The 15,151-nt window shown below is 61.8% G+C and carries 19 protein-coding genes; 10 read left to right on the top strand and 9 right to left on the bottom strand.

Features of this window, described 5'->3' with window-relative positions; all coding sequences use genetic code 11:
* Positions 1-2: 2 nt before the first annotated feature.
* Entirely contained in the window at positions 3-347 is a 345-nt protein-coding gene (locus tag AB8B33_RS03885; protein WP_113323025.1) for a metalloregulator ArsR/SmtB family transcription factor, read from the top strand.
* The gene (locus tag AB8B33_RS03880) at positions 347-808 is read left to right on the top strand and encodes an SRPBCC domain-containing protein (RefSeq protein ID WP_439014416.1); all 462 of its coding nucleotides are present in this window, start codon (positions 347-349) and stop codon (positions 806-808) included. Before AB8B33_RS03885 ends, AB8B33_RS03880 begins: the two co-directional genes overlap by 1 nt.
* On the opposite strand, the gene AB8B33_RS03875 is transcribed toward AB8B33_RS03880, so the two are convergent.
* Positions 795-1,415, bottom strand: a complete 621-nt coding sequence (locus AB8B33_RS03875) for a CGNR zinc finger domain-containing protein (protein WP_439014415.1) — start codon at positions 1,413-1,415, stop codon at positions 795-797. The two genes, AB8B33_RS03880 and AB8B33_RS03875, sit on opposite strands and share 14 nt — an antisense overlap.
* 161 nt (positions 1,416-1,576) lie before the next feature.
* Here AB8B33_RS03875 and AB8B33_RS03870 point away from each other — a divergent pair, with 161 nt between their 5' ends.
* From AB8B33_RS03870 to AB8B33_RS03860, 3 genes are read left to right on the top strand one after another with little or no spacing between them, the layout of a single operon-like run.
* Positions 1,577-2,287, top strand: a complete 711-nt coding sequence (locus AB8B33_RS03870) for an alpha/beta fold hydrolase (protein ID WP_439014414.1) — start codon at positions 1,577-1,579, stop codon at positions 2,285-2,287.
* A gap of 57 nt (positions 2,288-2,344) precedes the next feature.
* Entirely contained in the window at positions 2,345-3,184 is an 840-nt protein-coding gene (locus tag AB8B33_RS03865; RefSeq protein WP_439014413.1) for an alpha/beta fold hydrolase, read from the top strand.
* 24 nt (positions 3,185-3,208) lie between these two features.
* On the top strand, positions 3,209-3,979 hold the full coding sequence (locus AB8B33_RS03860) for an SDR family oxidoreductase (RefSeq protein ID WP_439014412.1): 771 nt from the start codon (positions 3,209-3,211) through the stop codon (positions 3,977-3,979).
* Between the two features lie 6 nt (positions 3,980-3,985).
* Here AB8B33_RS03860 and AB8B33_RS03855 read toward each other — a convergent pair whose 3' ends face one another.
* From AB8B33_RS03855 to AB8B33_RS03840, 4 genes are all read right to left on the bottom strand, one after another.
* Positions 3,986-4,360, bottom strand: a complete 375-nt coding sequence (locus AB8B33_RS03855) for a VOC family protein (protein WP_439014411.1) — start codon at positions 4,358-4,360, stop codon at positions 3,986-3,988.
* A 6-nt stretch (positions 4,361-4,366) separates the two neighbouring features.
* Positions 4,367-4,543 (bottom strand): hypothetical protein, encoded by a 177-nt coding sequence (locus AB8B33_RS03850; RefSeq protein ID WP_439014410.1) that lies wholly within the window; start codon positions 4,541-4,543, stop codon positions 4,367-4,369.
* A gap of 115 nt (positions 4,544-4,658) precedes the next feature.
* Positions 4,659-5,093 (bottom strand): DUF1801 domain-containing protein, encoded by a 435-nt coding sequence (locus AB8B33_RS03845; protein WP_113323019.1) that lies wholly within the window; start codon positions 5,091-5,093, stop codon positions 4,659-4,661.
* An 11-nt stretch (positions 5,094-5,104) separates the two neighbouring features.
* Positions 5,105-5,545 carry a DUF1801 domain-containing protein gene (locus AB8B33_RS03840; protein WP_439014409.1) on the bottom strand — a complete coding sequence of 147 codons (441 nt, stop codon included), beginning with the start codon at positions 5,543-5,545 and terminating at the stop codon, positions 5,105-5,107.
* A gap of 165 nt (positions 5,546-5,710) precedes the next feature.
* Here AB8B33_RS03840 and AB8B33_RS03835 point away from each other — a divergent pair, with 165 nt between their 5' ends.
* A complete protein-coding gene (locus tag AB8B33_RS03835; RefSeq protein WP_113323017.1) occupies positions 5,711-7,333 on the top strand; it encodes an ABC-F family ATP-binding cassette domain-containing protein in 1,623 nt (540 codons plus the stop codon).
* Here the strand turns inward: AB8B33_RS03835 and AB8B33_RS03830 are convergent.
* Positions 7,330-8,283, bottom strand: coding sequence for an SDR family NAD(P)-dependent oxidoreductase (locus AB8B33_RS03830; RefSeq protein ID WP_439014408.1), 954 nt, complete (start codon positions 8,281-8,283; stop codon positions 7,330-7,332). The two genes, AB8B33_RS03835 and AB8B33_RS03830, sit on opposite strands and share 4 nt — an antisense overlap.
* Before the next feature lie 115 nt (positions 8,284-8,398).
* Here AB8B33_RS03830 and AB8B33_RS03825 point away from each other — a divergent pair, with 115 nt between their 5' ends.
* Positions 8,399-9,310, top strand: a complete 912-nt coding sequence (locus AB8B33_RS03825) for an AraC family transcriptional regulator (protein WP_439017183.1) — start codon at positions 8,399-8,401, stop codon at positions 9,308-9,310.
* Between the two features lie 130 nt (positions 9,311-9,440).
* Positions 9,441-10,346, top strand: a complete 906-nt coding sequence (locus tag AB8B33_RS03820; protein WP_113323014.1) for a S1C family serine protease — start codon at positions 9,441-9,443, stop codon at positions 10,344-10,346.
* A 56-nt stretch (positions 10,347-10,402) separates the two neighbouring features.
* On the opposite strand, the gene AB8B33_RS03815 is transcribed toward AB8B33_RS03820, so the two are convergent.
* Together AB8B33_RS03815 and AB8B33_RS03810 are read right to left on the bottom strand one after the other, a co-directional pair.
* Positions 10,403-11,131 carry an esterase family protein gene (locus AB8B33_RS03815; protein WP_037105163.1) on the bottom strand — a complete coding sequence of 243 codons (729 nt, stop codon included), beginning with the start codon at positions 11,129-11,131 and terminating at the stop codon, positions 10,403-10,405.
* Complete coding sequence (locus AB8B33_RS03810) at positions 11,128-12,093, bottom strand: acetylxylan esterase (protein WP_439014407.1); 966 nt, start codon at positions 12,091-12,093, stop codon at positions 11,128-11,130. The genes AB8B33_RS03815 and AB8B33_RS03810 overlap by 4 nt, the downstream gene beginning before the upstream one ends.
* A 343-nt stretch (positions 12,094-12,436) precedes the next feature.
* Here AB8B33_RS03810 and otnK point away from each other — a divergent pair, with 343 nt between their 5' ends.
* Entirely contained in the window at positions 12,437-13,699 is a 1,263-nt protein-coding gene (gene otnK, locus AB8B33_RS03805) for a 3-oxo-tetronate kinase (RefSeq protein ID WP_439014406.1), read from the top strand.
* Positions 13,692-14,327, top strand: coding sequence for a 3-oxo-tetronate 4-phosphate decarboxylase (otnC, locus tag AB8B33_RS03800; protein WP_439014405.1), 636 nt, complete (start codon positions 13,692-13,694; stop codon positions 14,325-14,327). Before otnK ends, otnC begins: the two co-directional genes overlap by 8 nt.
* Here the strand turns inward: otnC and AB8B33_RS03795 are convergent.
* A complete protein-coding gene (locus AB8B33_RS03795) occupies positions 14,324-15,133 on the bottom strand; it encodes an endonuclease/exonuclease/phosphatase family protein (RefSeq protein WP_439014404.1) in 810 nt (269 codons plus the stop codon). The two genes, otnC and AB8B33_RS03795, sit on opposite strands and share 4 nt — an antisense overlap.
* Positions 15,134-15,151 lie beyond the last annotated feature (18 nt).

Raw genomic sequence — 15,151 nt, 5'->3', positions numbered from 1 at the left:
TGATGGCAGAACTGGCGCCAGCCGAATTCGACCGGATATTTCAGGCGCTCGCCGATCCCTATCGCCGTGGCTTCGTGGAAAAGCTTGCCAGGGGGCCGGCCTCCGTCACGGAACTGGCAGAGCCCGCCGATGTCGGCCTGCCGGCGGTGCTGAAACATCTGCGAATTCTGGAAGAAAGCGGCATTGTCATTTCGGAAAAGGTGGGGCGGGTGCGCACCTATCGCATGCAGCAGCAGGCATTCGGCGCCATCAACCAATGGATCGAGCAGCGTCAAGCTGAAATGCACGCCGCCTTCGATCGCCTCGCCTTGCTGATGGCGGAAACTCCTGAGGAAAAGGATCACTGATGGGTGTCAGCGTCAATCACCGCACCTTCGTCATCAAACGCGACCTGCCCGGCAGCGTGGCGCATGCATTCCGCTTCTGGTCGGACCATGCGCTGAAACGGCGCTGGACCGCCTGCCATCCCGACTGGCAAGTACTGGAGGATCAATTCGACTTCGAGACCGGCGGGAGCGAGCGCATGACATGGCGCATGCCCGACGGGACGGAACAGGCGATGCGCGCCTATTATCTCGAAATCCACCCGCGCGAACGCATCGTCTATGCCTATACGATGCTGACGGCGGGAAAGAGCATCTCTTCCTCGCTGGTCACGGTGGAATTCACCGGACGCGGCGGCATGACGCTGATGACCTTCACCGAACAGGCCGTCTTCGGCGATGCCAAAGACGGCGATATCAGAGAGAGCGGCACCGGCATCGGCTTCGACCGGCTCGTCGAAGAGATGGCGGCTACGCCTGTCTGATCCGGTGCCGATGTGCGGCCTGCTTGGCGCGATTACCGCACATCGCCATGCTGCACCAGCGCCGGCGATGACCACGGGTATGGTCGGCAAACAGCAGGGTGCAGACTGGTCCTTCGCAGGCCTTCACATTGGAAAAATCCTCGGTACAGACGAAGCGGCCGAGTGCCTCGCCGACCGGTAGCAGCAATGATTCCGGCGAGCGCCATTTGCGCATGGGCTGGAAGTCGAAGACCGCGCCCTCATCCGTCTGCCGCGCCACGACGCGGCCATAGCCTTCGTCGCGCTCCAGCAGACGGTTCAGCGGTTCGAGCTCGGCCAGGGCGTCGGGCTTCAACTGCCTTCCCTTATGCTCGCGGACGAAGGTCCGGAACCACTCGCGCAGGTTCCTTGCCTGATCGGCGACGTTGTCGAGTTCGCCCGGCAACGCCTGGGCACGCAGGCTTTCGAGCGTTTCGCGCGGGACGAGGTTTGCCTGCTCGAGCCAGCGCAACAGTCCCTCCCCGTCCTCTATCCAATCAACAGGCGTGTCGACGGGCGTTGCCACCGAATTCAGGAAATCCAGTGCCAGCGCATCACCCAGAAACAGGGCGGGAGAGTGGTTATCCATGACAAGTCCTATTCCGGCTGCCGACCATAGTTGTAGGGCAGCCTGCTTGAAGACGCGACTCTTATGTAACCTGTCAAAAGGCTGTTGACAAGTTACCTTCCTAAGGAGTAACCGTCCTGTATCGATTTAAGCGGTTACAAGCCGAACGAAGGAGAAAGCAGATGTCGTCGCAGTCGATTGATCAGCAGACTATGCATATCGTGCTCGTCCATGGCGCCTGGGCCGACGGCTCTGGCTGGGCCAAAGTCATCGCGCCGCTTGTCGCCGAGGGTTTTGCGGTGACAGCAGCGCCGCTACCGATGACCTCCTATGCCGATGACGTTAAAGCCCTTGAGCAGGCGCTGGACCGTGTGGATGGGCCAGTGGTTCTTGCCGGCCATGCCTATGCCGGAGCGGTTATCGCCGGGGTGGGGAATGAAAATGTGAAGGCACTGGTCTATGTTTCTGCTCTCGCCCCCGATGAGGGAGAGACGGTTGCCGATGTCTTCTATCGCAGCGAACTCGATCCGCGGGCGCCGCAGCTAGCGCCTGATGAAAACGGCCTGATCTATTATCCGCATGAAGCCTTTGCCGCGGCCTATGCGCAGAATGCCACGAATGAGGAACTAGTGGTGCTTGCAGCCGTGCAGCGGCCGATCTCGCCTGCCTGCATCACGGCACCGGTCGGGCGGCCGCTCTGGAAGGATCGCCCTTCCTGGTTCCTGGTCGCCGAGGACGACCGTATGATCGCTGCCACCAACCAGCGCTTCATGGCGGAGCGCATGCAGGCGCATCAGCGGCCTTTCCCGGTCGATCATACGCCGATGGCGACGGCGCCGGAGGCAGTGCTGCAGGTCATCCGTGAAGCGGCGGCAAGTGTGGCCGCAGGCTGAATGACAGACATATCTCCCAACACATCGCCATTCATCTCAACTGAAGGAAACAGGACCATGACCAAGATCAGCTACCGCCACACCACCGTCGACGGCATCAAGATCGCCTATCGCGAGGCCGGCACCCAGGACGCTCCGAAGCTCCTGCTGCTGCATGGCTTCCCGACCTCCGGCCACATGTTTCGCGATCTGATCCCGCTGCTGGCCGATCGCTATCACATCATCGCGCCGGATCTTCCGGGCTTCGGGCAGTCGGACGATCCCGCGGTCAACAGCTTCGACAGCATTGCAGACACGATCGACCGCTTCACCGAGATCGTCGGCTTCGTTCGCTATGCCGTCTATGTCTTCGATTACGGCGCTCCGACGGGCTTCCGCCTGGCGGTCAAACATCCCGAGCGGATCACGGGCATCATTTCGCAGAATGGCAATGCCTATGTCGATGGCCTCAGCGACGCATGGAACCCGGTGCAGGCCTACTGGCAGGACGCCAGCGCAGAAAACCGCGCCGTGCTGAAGGGGTTCCTCGGGCCGGAAACGACGGCCTGGCAATATACGCATGGCGTTGCCGATACGACCAGGATTTCGCCTGACGGATATTCGCTCGACAATTTCTATCTCTCGCGTCCGGGCGCTGAAGATGTGCAGCTCGATCTCATGGGCGACTACAAGAGCAATGTGGCACTCTACCCGACCTTCCAGGATTACTTCCGGACCCACAAGCCGCGCTTCCTCGCCGTCTGGGGCAAGAATGATCCCTTCTTCCTGCCGCCGGGCGCGGAAGCCTTCGCCCGCGATATTCCTGACGCCGTGATCAAATTCTTCGATACCGGCCACTTCGCGCTCGAAACACATGCGGATGAAATTGCCGCTGCAGTCCGCGATTTCCTTGGCTGATAATCCCGCGACAGGAGAGATATCATGTCCGATAAAGTAGCCATCATTACCGGTGCCAGCCAGGGCATCGGCCAGGCAACGGCCATCCGGCTCGCAAAGGATTTTTCCAAGCTCGTGCTCGTTGCCCGCAACAAGGCCAATCTCGCGGAGACGGCGAAAGCAGTCGAAGCGGCGGGTGCCAAGACGCTCGTCATCGATGCCGACCTTGCGGAGCCGGTCGCGGCACAGGTCGTCGTCGACAAAGCGCTTGCCGTTTTCGGGCGGATCGATGCGCTGCTCAACATTGCCGGCGCCGTGCCGCAGATCGACGTGTTCGAAATGACGGACCGACAATGGGATGATGGCATGGCGCTGAAGCTGCATGGCGCACGGCGGCTGACCATCGCCGCCTGGCCGGCACTGAAGGAAACGAAGGGTTCCGTCGTGCTGATGTCAGGCAATTCGGCGGTCTTTCCGAAGGCGGCCTATGCTGCCGTCGGCACGATCAATGCGGCGATATCCGCACTCGCCAAGGCTTTCTCCGATCGCGGCATCGAGGATGGCGTGCAGGTCAACAGCGTGCTGCCCGGCCCGGTCATGACCGGCCGCCGGCGCAGCTATCTGGAGCACTGGGCGCCGCTGCACGACATGACGGTGGAAGAGGCGACAGCCCGGTTTCCGAAGGAGGCTGGCATTGCCCGTTATGGAGAACCGGAGGAGATCGCCGAACTCATGGCCTTCCTCGTATCGCCGGCGGCGCGCTGGATGACCGGCACGACGCTTCGCATGGATGGCGGCGAGGTGAAGTCTGTCTGACGCTGACTAATCGGAGGTGACGCAGAAATTGTTGCCTTCGGGATCGTTCAGCACGGTGTAATCGGCCGTCTCACGCACGAAGGTCGCGCCCAGAGAGATGAGGCGCGCGAGTTCTTTTGTCCGGTCGCCGACAGCGATATCGAGGTGAACGCGATTGCGGGCCGGACGCTCTCCCGGGCGAAGATGGAAGCAAAGGCGCGTTCCCGGTCCTTCGACCATCACCACCGGATCGGTTTCCGGCGTCAGGCCAAGCGTGGCAAGGCGGGCGATTTCCTCATCGTCGTAGGGCAAGACCGCATAGTCATCGAGCGCTTCGGCCCAGAAGCGGGCGACGCGGGAGGGCACATCGCAATCGATGACGATTTCCTTCAGCCGCCCCATGGTCACTCACGAATTGCCGGAGCGGCGCTGAGAAACACGCTCGGCGACAGCACCACCGACTACGGGCAGCAGGGCGAAAAGGACCAGCTGTGGCGTTCCTGTCAGCGTCAAAAGGCTGGACAGGAAAATGGCCACGAGCATTCCCGCCAGTGCGCCGGCCAGATAGGGAAGGTAACCCTTCAAGAGAGCCTCCGTCTTAGCGGGTTTCAATCGAAATGAGCTCGCAAGGCTCCACATAGGACGCTCCGCGGCATCGGCAATGACCAGTTGTCGCCCCAGATGCCTTTTACCCTCAGAACTAGGCGCTCGCTTTCTTCGATGCCGGTTTGCCCGCCGTGTTCAGCGCCACCGCGGCCTGCACCAGCGCCTTCAGCGCCGCCTCATCGATCTTATCCCCCTCGCGAATATCGATCGCCCGGCGCGTATTCCCTTCAAGGCTGGAGTTAAAAAGGTTGGACGGGTCTTCCACCGAAGCGCCCTTGGCGAAGGTCAGCTTGACCACCGCCTTGTAGGTTTCGCCGGTGCAGATGATGCCGGCGTGTTCCCAGACCGGGACGCCCCTCCATTTCCACGCCTCCTCCACCTCGGGATCGGCCTCGCGGATGATGGCCCTCACACGGGCGAGCGTTTCGCCGCGCCAGTCGACCAATTCCCTGATCTTGGCATCGATGCGTTCGGAGGGAGAGATTTCTTTCGGTTCCGCTTCCTTTTTCGTCGTCGCCGCTTTCTTCATGGTCTCTCTCCTTACATTTTCTCGCCCGGCAACAGGCTTGCCTGCCTGATCCAGTCGGCGAGCTGCGCCTCGTCGATCGGATCGTTCTCATGGATGTGGAAATAGCGCGTTTCCGCAGTCTTGGATTCTCCCGGCGGTATGGGCTGCAAAGCAGCGCCGCGGAAGAAGGCCAGCTTGATGTATTTGTTGAAGCAATGGATGCCGAGGAACCAGCCGTCGCCTTTCGTGCCGTAGAGCGGCGAGTTCCATTTGACGGCCTTGTGGGCATCTGGAACAGTGCGCATGATCAGTCCATCGAGGTGGCGGCCGACATTGCTTTTCCAGCCGGGCATGGCGGCGATATAGGCCTGGACGGGGCCATCGCCCTCGCCTTTGGCGATCTGCGGATTGCCGCCGGATAGCAGCTTGGGCTCTGCCGATTTTGCCGGCTTGCTGGACATCTTATTGACCATGGGCTCCTCCCCCTTGGGGATAATAAGGAAGCATCCCTCGATTTCCAGTCGTGCGGAATGGCCACAGCTGCAAAGATCACAGCTTGATGACGCGGAAAACCTGCGACACGGCGGCAAACCCGTGGCATAAGGGCGCCAAAATTCTCCCAAGCTCCCGCGTAAGACATGATCCGTATCGAAAATATCAGCAAGCAGAACAGCCACCGCATCCTCTTCATCGAAGCCACTGCCGCCCTCAATCGCGGCGAAAAGATCGGTCTCGTCGGCCCCAACGGCGCCGGCAAGACGACGCTTTTCCGCATGATCAATGGCGAAGAGCTGCCGGATGAAGGCCAGGTCTCAGTCGAAAAGCACGTCTCCATCGGCTACTTCAACCAGGATGTCGGCGAAATGTCCGGCCGCAGCGCGGTTGCCGAGGTGATGGAGGGGGCCGGCCCCGTCAGCATCGTCGCCGCAGAGCTGCGCGAGCTGGAAGCGGCCATGTCCGATCCTGACCGCATGGACGAGATGGATCAGATTATCGAGCGCTACGGCGAGGTGCAGGCGCGCTACGAGGAACTGGATGGCTATGCGCTGGAAGGCCGTGCCCGCGAAGTTCTGGACGGCCTGAGCTTCAGCCAGGAAATGATGGACGGCGATGTCGGTGCACTCTCCGGCGGCTGGAAGATGCGCGTGGCGCTCGGCCGCATCCTGCTGATGCGTCCCGACGTCATGCTGCTTGACGAACCGAGCAACCACCTGGATCTCGAAAGCCTGATCTGGCTGGAAGAATTCCTCAAGACCTATGAGGGCGCATTGCTGATGACCTCGCACGACCGCGAGTTCATGAACCGCATCGTCACCAAGATCATCGAGATCGATGCCGGCTCGCTCAACAGCTATTCCGGCGACTACGGTTTTTACGAGCAGCAGCGGGCGCAGAACGAGAAGCAGCAGCAGGCGCAGTTCGAGCGCCAGCAGGCGATGCTCGCCAAGGAAATCAAGTTTATCGAGCGCTTCAAGGCGCGCGCCAGCCATGCTTCGCAGGTGCAGAGTCGCGTCAAGAAGCTGGAAAAGATCGAGCGCGTGGAGCCGCCGAAGCGCCGCCAGACGGTGGCCTTCGACTTCCAGCCGGCGCCGCGCTCGGGCGAAGACGTCGTCAACCTCAAGAACGTGCACAAGAAATATGGCAGCCGTACCATCTATGAAGGGCTGGACTTCATGGTCCGCCGCAAGGAGCGCTGGTGCATCATGGGCGTCAACGGCGCCGGCAAATCGACGCTCCTGAAGCTGGTAACCGGCACGGCAGAGCCGGATGCCGGCAGCGTGGCGCTCGGCGCCAGCGTGAAGCTCGGCTATTTCGCCCAGCACGCCATGGACCTGCTCGATGGCGAACGCACGGTACTGGAATGGCTGGAAGATTCCTTCCCGCTCGCCGGCCAGGCGCCGCTACGTGCTCTCGCCGGCTGCTTCGGCTTTTCGGGTGACGACGTCGACAAGCGCTGCCGCGTGCTGTCCGGCGGCGAGAAGGCCCGCCTCGTCATGGCTCACATGCTGTTCGACCCGCCGAACTTCCTCGTGCTCGACGAGCCGACCAACCATCTCGACCTCGACACCAAGGAAATGCTCATCAAGGCGCTCGCCGATTTCGAGGGCACGATGCTCTTCGTCTCGCACGATCGCCACTTCCTTGCCGCCCTTTCCAACCGCGTGCTGGAGCTGACGCCCGATGGCATCCAGCAGTATGGCGGTGGCTATACGGAGTATGTCGAGCGCACCGGCTACGAGGCGCCCGGCATCCACGCTTAACGGCTGAACGCGTCTGCACCGGTCAGTTCCGCCGAGAACGCCCAGAGACGGGCCGCCTCGTCGGGATGGACGGCGTAAGCGCGCACGCTGGTTTCCGCACCGTCATCCGAGACGGATGCGATATCGCAGTCGGCGCAATAGAGGCCGCCAAGGTCTGCAAGCTGCGGCGAGGTTGCGGCCCAGACCTGCGTCGCGGCACCCTGCTCCGGTGTCTTGAACGTTGGGTCGGCCGCATTGCCGTCAGCGTCGATCCAACCGGCGGCGACCATGTCTTCCTTCTCCAGGTGCCGCTGCAGCGGCGTCAGGATCTTGCCGGGATGCAGCGAGAAGGCACGCACGCCGGCATCCCTGCCCAGCCTGTCGAGTTGCACCGCAAAGAGCGCGTTTGCGGTTTTCGCCTGTCCATAGGCCTGCCACCGGTCGTAGCCCTCGGTGAACTGGACATCGTCCCAGCGGATGGGCGTGATGCCATGGGCACCGGAGGAGACGGCAACCACTCGGGCTCCCCTCGCCATCGCCGGCCAGAGGCGATTGACGAGTGCGAAATGGCCGAGATGGTTGGTGGCAAACTGTGCCTCCCAGCCCGGCCCGACCCGCGTTTCCGGGCAGGCCATGATGCCGGCGCTGTTGATGAGGATATCGGTCTTGCGGCCGGAGGCGACGAAGCGCTCGGCGAAGTCGCGGACGCTTTCGAGATCGGAGAGATCGAGCCTGTCGACCTCGACATTGGCGATGCCCGAGACCGCCTTGGCCGCCGCTTCCGGCTGACGCGCGCCGATCAGCACATGCGCGCCGGCCCGCGACAGCGCTTTCGTCGTCTCCAGTCCGAGGCCGGAATGGCCGCCGGTGACGATTGCCAGTCTGCCCGTGAGATCGATGCCCGCGAGCACGTCGTCGGCTGTGGAGCGAGCGCCAAAACCGGAGCCGATGGGGTGTTGTGTGTTTTCCATGGATGCCTCCTTCTGCTTTCGGCCGGAGACTAATGCGGTGGCGTCCATACGATCTATGCGTTAAAGTCCATGATATGTTTGCGATCGTCCGGATTTCCTTATGAGTTCTGTTTCCATGGATCCGCTTTCCGATGTGCTGGCGCTCTTGAAGCCGAAGAGCTACGTCTCGCTCGGGCTCGATGCCGGCCGTGACTGGGCGATCGATTTTCCGCCACCGCAGGGCATCAAGTTCAATGCCGTTCTCTCGGGCGGCTGCTGGCTGGAGGTGGATGGGGTCGCTGAGCCTGTGCGGCTGGAGGAAGGCGATTGTTTTCTGCTGACGCAGAGCCGGCCCTTCCGGATGATGAGCGACCGCAGCCTGCCGACGATCCCCGCCAATGACATCTATGCGCATGCTAAGGATGGTGTCGCGATCTGCAATGGCGGCGGCGCCTTTTTCCTCGTCGGCAGCCGCTTCGGCTTTTCCGGCGCAGGCGCCGATCTGCTCGTCGGCATATTGCCGCCGGTCGTCCATGTCAGCGAGCATTCGGATCAGGCCTCGGTGCTGCGCTTTGCGATCGACCAGATGGCGCGGGAGCTGCGCGGCCGCCACCCGGGCGGCTTCCTGATGACCGAGCATCTGGCGCATATCATGCTGATGCAGATCCTGCGGCTCTATCTCTCAGCACCCGATATCAAAGGCACCGGCTGGCTGTTTGCGCTCGCCGACCGGCAGATCGGCATGGCGATCGGCGCCATGCATGCAGAGCCGGCGCGGCGTTGGACGCTGCAGCAACTTGCTGCGATGACCGGCATGTCGCGCTCCTCCTTTGCCGAGCGCTTCAAGGAAAAGGTCGGAGCCGCGCCGATGGACTATCTCACACGCTGGCGTATGATGCTGGCGAGCGAGCGGCTCTCCAACAGCAGCGAGCCGATCGGCAAGATTGCACTTTCGCTCGGCTACGATTCCGAAAGCGCCTTCAGCACCGCCTTCAAGCGGGTGATGGCGCGCTCGCCGCGGCAATACAGCCGGGAAGCAGCAGGGTAAAAGACCGCAGGCTGCGGGTCTTGCAGAAACGACTGTCGTTTCATACCTATAGAAGGAATGGTATGCGTCCGGCCCTTGCCGGCCCTCGCTGCATTCCGAGCCTTTGTGCCCGCCTTACGAGGATGAAACCATGAATATCGACAGGATCCTGCGGTCAGTTGTGGCCGTTCGCGCCTCCATCCCCGAAGATGCCTTCACCGCGAATACGCTGGGCACCCGCCGGGAAGGAAGCGGCGTCGTCATCAGGGAAAACGGGCTGGTGCTCACCATCGGCTACCTGATCACCGAAGCAGACGAAATCTGGCTGACGCGCCATGACGGCAAGGTCGTACCTGGCCATGCGCTCGCCTATGACCAGGAAACCGGCTTCGGCCTCATCCAGTCGCTGGCGCCTCTCGACCTGCCGGCCATCGACATCGGCGACAAGGTCAAGACGACGGTCGGCGATGCCGTGATCTTTGCCGATGGTCTCGGCGAATTCGTGCAGGCCAATATCGTCGCCAAGCAGGAATTTGCGGGCTACTGGGAATATCTGCTCGACGAGGCGATCTTCATCGCACCCGCGCATCCCTCCTGGGGCGGTGCGGCGCTGATCAGCGACGACGGCAAGCTGCTTGGCATCGGTTCGCTGCGCCTGCAGATGGTTCAGGACGAAGAGGTCGCCGATATCAACATGGCCGTGCCGATCAACCTCCTTCCGCCGATCCTTGACGACCTGCTTAACCGCGGCCAGATCGACAGGCCGCCGCGCCCCTGGCTCGGCGCCTTTTCGGCTGAAAGCAACGGGGAAGTTGTCGTCATGAGCGTTGCCAAGGGCAGCCCGGCCGCGCAGGCCGGCCTGCAGCAGGGCGACGTGATCTCGGAAATCCGCGACGGCGAAGTGGACGGGCTTGCCGATTTCTACCGTAAGGTCTGGAAGAGTGGCCCGGCAGGCGCTGAAATCCCGATGCGTGTGCTGCGGAACGGCCGCGAGGCCTGGCTGCGGATCAAATCCGCCGACCGCAACAGCTTCCTCAAGAAGCCGCTGATGCAGTGAATCAGATATAGAGCGGCGCCATCCGGCGATGCCTAGATATAAACATCCGGCGATGCTCATATATAAAGGGGCGCCATCCGGCGCCAGGCACCGGCGCGGTGCGCCCTGCCATCCCAGAAATGCAGCCGATGGCCGACACCCATGTCAGCGAGAAGGCGGCTGAGATAGCGATTGTTATCGAGGAACGGATCCTCGTTGCCGATCGTCAGCACGATATCCACCTGCCGCAGCTTTTCCAGCCGCCAATCGCAGGCAAGGCCCGGCAGGAAATGTGTCGGCATGTGGAAATAGACCGTGTCGTCGTAATAACCGTCGAAGAGATCCGAGAAGGATTCGACCTTCATCGTCAGGTCGTAGCGGCCGGAAAAGGCCACCAGCTTGCGGAAGAGATGCGGGTGGCGGAAGACGAGGCTGGCGGCCTGGAAGGCGCCGAGGCTGCAGCCGTGGACGATGGTGCATTCGTGGCCGTTGCGGCTCTCCATCAGCGGCAGAACCTCGTTCAGCACATATTCCTCGAAAGCGATATGGCGACGGATACGATCGGCCGGATGGCGGCCGAAGTCGTAGAAGGTTTCGCCCGCGAGGCCCTCGATGCAGAACAGCTGCAGATGACCGGCCTCGAGCTTATCGGCGAGGCTGGCAACGATTCCGAGATGTTCATATTCCCAAAAGCGCCCTTCCCGCGTTGGGAACATCAGTACTTTGGCGCCGGCATGCCCGAACACCAGAAGCTCCATGTCACGATGGAGCCGATCGCTGTACCAGCGCAGATATTCTCGGTTCATAGACCCCTGAAAAACCGCCCGACTCGCTCGCGCAGCACAGTTTGCTGCACTGCACTATCAGCATAGTCGAAATGCCCGGCATCCAGGATGAAGATTTCATTAAATTTTGATTTCGGCAAAGCGTTGGCCACCGTGAACTGACAGGGGGGTGCAACCGCCGGATCGAAGAGGGCGACGGCGGCCAGCATCGGCACGGTGATGCGGGTCGCTGCCGTTGCGGCATCGAAGAGCCGCAACTTTTCGAAAACACCCGCGTGCGTCTTTGCATAATCCTGCACCGAATGGGCGCTGCCGACCGTCGGCAATGTTAGCCACAGCTTGCGGTTACCAAAGGTCGGTACCGTCAGATGGCCGCGGGCAATACGTTTATCGAAGGGAATGCCGAGCGCGCCGATGCCGCCGCCGAAGCTGATGCCGCTATAGCCGATATGGCCATCAAGCGCGGGATAGAGCGATAGCAGCGCCGACACTGCAACCCAGAGATCCTCAACGCAGCCGCCGATCACGTAATGATCGGGATCATCGATGTCGTGGAGCACATGCCAGGGCGCGTCAGGCGAAATCGGCGGATGGGCGCTGCGCGACATGCCGCGGAAACAGGGAAAGAGGATGGCGGTGTCCTCGACCGGAATATCGAATTCAGGCTGGTCCCTGCCTCCATAACCGTGGCCAACGACGAGGCCGCGCTTGACCTCGCCCTTGCGGGGCGTGAGCAGCCAGCCGCCGATGCGGACGTCATCCGTGGACGTGTAGACAATATCGCGTACCTGCCAGTCCGGATGGGTATCCTTGCTTGGGCTCAAGCGCGGCTCAGGCTTCACCGCCAGCGCCCTGGCATAACGCTTCTGCCAAAAGGCATCGAATCCCTCAGGCGCTTCCGGCGGGCGGATTGCCTGCAGGTCGGCAAGCGTCATGCCGTAGGTGGGGTCGAAGTCGAAAGGGTATTCTGTCGGGATGCTCATGCCATGCTTGTTGCCGCGAAACCGGTCTCGGAGCAAGGCCGACTGCCAATTCCAACCCACAATCAAACCGGACCCTCCGCCCGAAATTGCGTGACAGCCTTGCCCGGCTGGTCTTAACTAGAAACGCACCGTGCCTGCCGACTCAGGCGGCGGCGCGTTTTGGTTTGCGTTCACATCATCCGTCGGAAGGACCGCTTCAGATGAAAATCCTTGTGATCGGCGCAGAGTTTGGATGCCAGCCCCACCCTTTCGCTCGGCTTCACAGCCGAGACATCCTTTGACGACATTATCTGCGTCCATATCGAGGACGAATTGAACAACAGACTGCCGGAGCCTGCCTGACATGCTGCTTGGAGCCATTGCCGACGATTTCACCGGCGCCAGCGATCTAGCCAACACCCTTGCCCGCGGCGGCATGTCGACGATGCAGTTCGTCGGCCCCGGCCGCGGCAAAGTGAATTGCGAAGCCGGTGTGGTGGCGCTGAAGACGCGCTCGATCTCGGTCGAAGATGCGGTGTTGCAATCCATGGATGCGGCGCGCTGGCTGCTGGATCAGGGCTGCGAGCAGATCTTCTTCAAATATTGCTCGACCTTCGATTCCACACGTGAAGGCAATATCGGCCCGGTGGCCGAGGCCCTGCAGCGGCTGACGGGCGCCGATGTCACCGTGTTCTGCCCGGCCTTTCCGGCGACCGGAAGGCGGGTCTTCATGGGCCACCTCTTCGTCAAGGACAAGCTGCTCAGCGAATCCGGCATGGAGAACCATCCGCTGACGCCGATGACGGATCCCGACATCCGCCGCTGGCTGCGGCACCAGACCCGCGGCAGTGTCGGCAGCATTACGCTCGATACGGTGCGCGAAGGTTCCGGCGCCATCCGCAGCCGCCTGCGCGACGAACTGACCGATGGCAACCGCCTCGTCGTCGTCGATGCCATCGAGGATGCCGATCTGATAACCATCGGTGAAGCTGTCGCCGACCATGCGCTGGTAACCGGCGGGTCGGGAGTGGCGCAGGGGCTGGTGCGTAATTTCGCCAAGCTTGGCAAGCTTTCCGGTATTCCCGCCGAAGTGCCTATCGTTGCTGGCCCCGGCGTCGTCCTCTGTGGCTCCTGCTCGCTCGCCTCGCAGAACCAGGTCGCTTGCCATCTGGAGAACCATCCAGGCCTGTCGATCGATCCAGCAGCCATCGTGCGCGGCACCATGTCGGTGGAGCGCGCCGCCAGCTGGGTCGCCGCCAATGCGGCCGACAATCCGATCGTTTACTCCACCACCTCGCCGGATGTCGTGAGCTTCGTGCAGCAGCGCTTCGGCCGCGAGGAATCGGCAAAGATCCTTGAGGATTTCTTCGGCGGCCTTGCCAAGCGGCTCGCCGATTCCGGCACATGCCAGATCGTCGTCGGCGGCGGGGAGACCTCTGGTGCGGTTGTTGAGGCACTCGGCCTCAAGCATATGACCATTGGTGCGGAGATCGATCCCGGCGTGCCGGTTCTGGTGTCCGAGCGCGGCCGGCCTGCGCGGCCGATCGGACTCGCGCTGAAGAGCGGCAATTTCGGCTCGCCGGATTTCTTCGCCAAGGCTCTGGACAGGATTGCAGGCCATGAATGAGGCAGCGCTGCGCGAAGCCATCGTCCGCTGGGGAAAATCGCTTTTCGAGCGCGGGCTTACGGCCGGCTCCTCGGGCAATATTTCGGTAAAGACCGCAGACTTCTATCTCGCAACGCCGACCAATTCCTGCCTGGGCTTTCTCGATCCTGAGCGGCTGTCGAAACTCGACAAAGACGGCAAGTCCCTCTCGGGCGATGCGCCGACAAAGGAACTGCCGCTGCATTTCTCCTTCTATGAGAAACGGCCGCAGACGGGCGCGGTCGTACATCTGCATTCCACCTATGCAACTGCCCTTTCCTGCCTTGCCGATACCGATCCCAAGGACGCCATTCCACCATTGACGCCCTATGTGGTGATGCGCGTCGGCAAGGTGCCTGTCGTGTCCTATACACGGCCGGGCTCGGTTGACGTAAAGCCACTGATTGCTGAAATCGCCGGCGAGCACAGCGCCGTGCTGCTGGAAAACCACGGGCCGATCGTGTCGGCTGCCACGCTCGATTCCGCCGTCTTCGCGATCGAAGAGCTGGAAGAGGCGGCAAAGCTTTCGATCATTACGCGCGGCATGAAGGTGCGACAGCTCAATAGTGAGCAGATTGCCGACCTGGAGCGGCACTTTAAGCTGCGCTAGGTAAGATCAATCAACAGAGCCCGGTGATCGGAAACTTCGGGAGCCTCCACCACCTCGAAGCGCTTCACCACCACTTCCGGCGTCACCAGCATATAGTCGGCAAAGCGTCCATCCTTCGGATAGAGCGAGGTGCGGGTATCGGTAAAACCCCTGCCGGTGACGAGATCGTTGAGGCCGAGGCGGCCAAGCTTTTCGAAGGTTACGCTGTCAGGCAGCACGTTGAAATCGCCGCAGACGACCAGGCGTTCATCACCCGGCCAGACACGTTCGATCAGCTCGACGAGCGCATCCGCCTGCGCATGCCGAGCCGGAATATCGCCCTTGCCGGCGGGATCACGCAGGCCGTGGAGCTGGGCGATGGTGACGGAAAAGCCGCCGGCATAATCGAACAGGCGAATGCAATGGGCATTGCGCGAACGCGGATGCTCACCCCAGCCATTGGACGAGAAACCGCCATGGATGAAGTCCACCGCCTGGGCGATTACCGCATGCGACTTACGCACGAAGGTGGCAATGCCGAATTCGGTCGGGAAGACCGCCTCGCCGTGAAAGAGATGCCCCCGCGCGAATGGACAGAAGAAGCCGTCATGGTCAGGGAGGACGGCGGCAATCTCGTCATAGAGATGGGCGCGCTGCGGCAGCACAACGCCGCCATCACGATATTCCAGCCATCCCGGCGTATCGGCTGCGGACCGGACTACCTCCTGCAGGCAGAAGACGTCGGCATCCACATTTGCCAGATAGTCGATCAGTGGCGCGTGGATGCTGCCGCCCCAGGCATTCAATGAAATGATACGCAAAGCCATGCGAACTCCCTCTTCGTC

The sequence above is a fragment of the Rhizobium sp. 768_B6_N1_8 genome (assembly GCF_051811225.1).
Lineage (GTDB): Bacteria > Pseudomonadota > Alphaproteobacteria > Rhizobiales > Rhizobiaceae > Rhizobium.
Note: the sequence above shows the minus strand (reverse complement) of the source record. Positions and strands in the feature narration are given on the sequence as shown.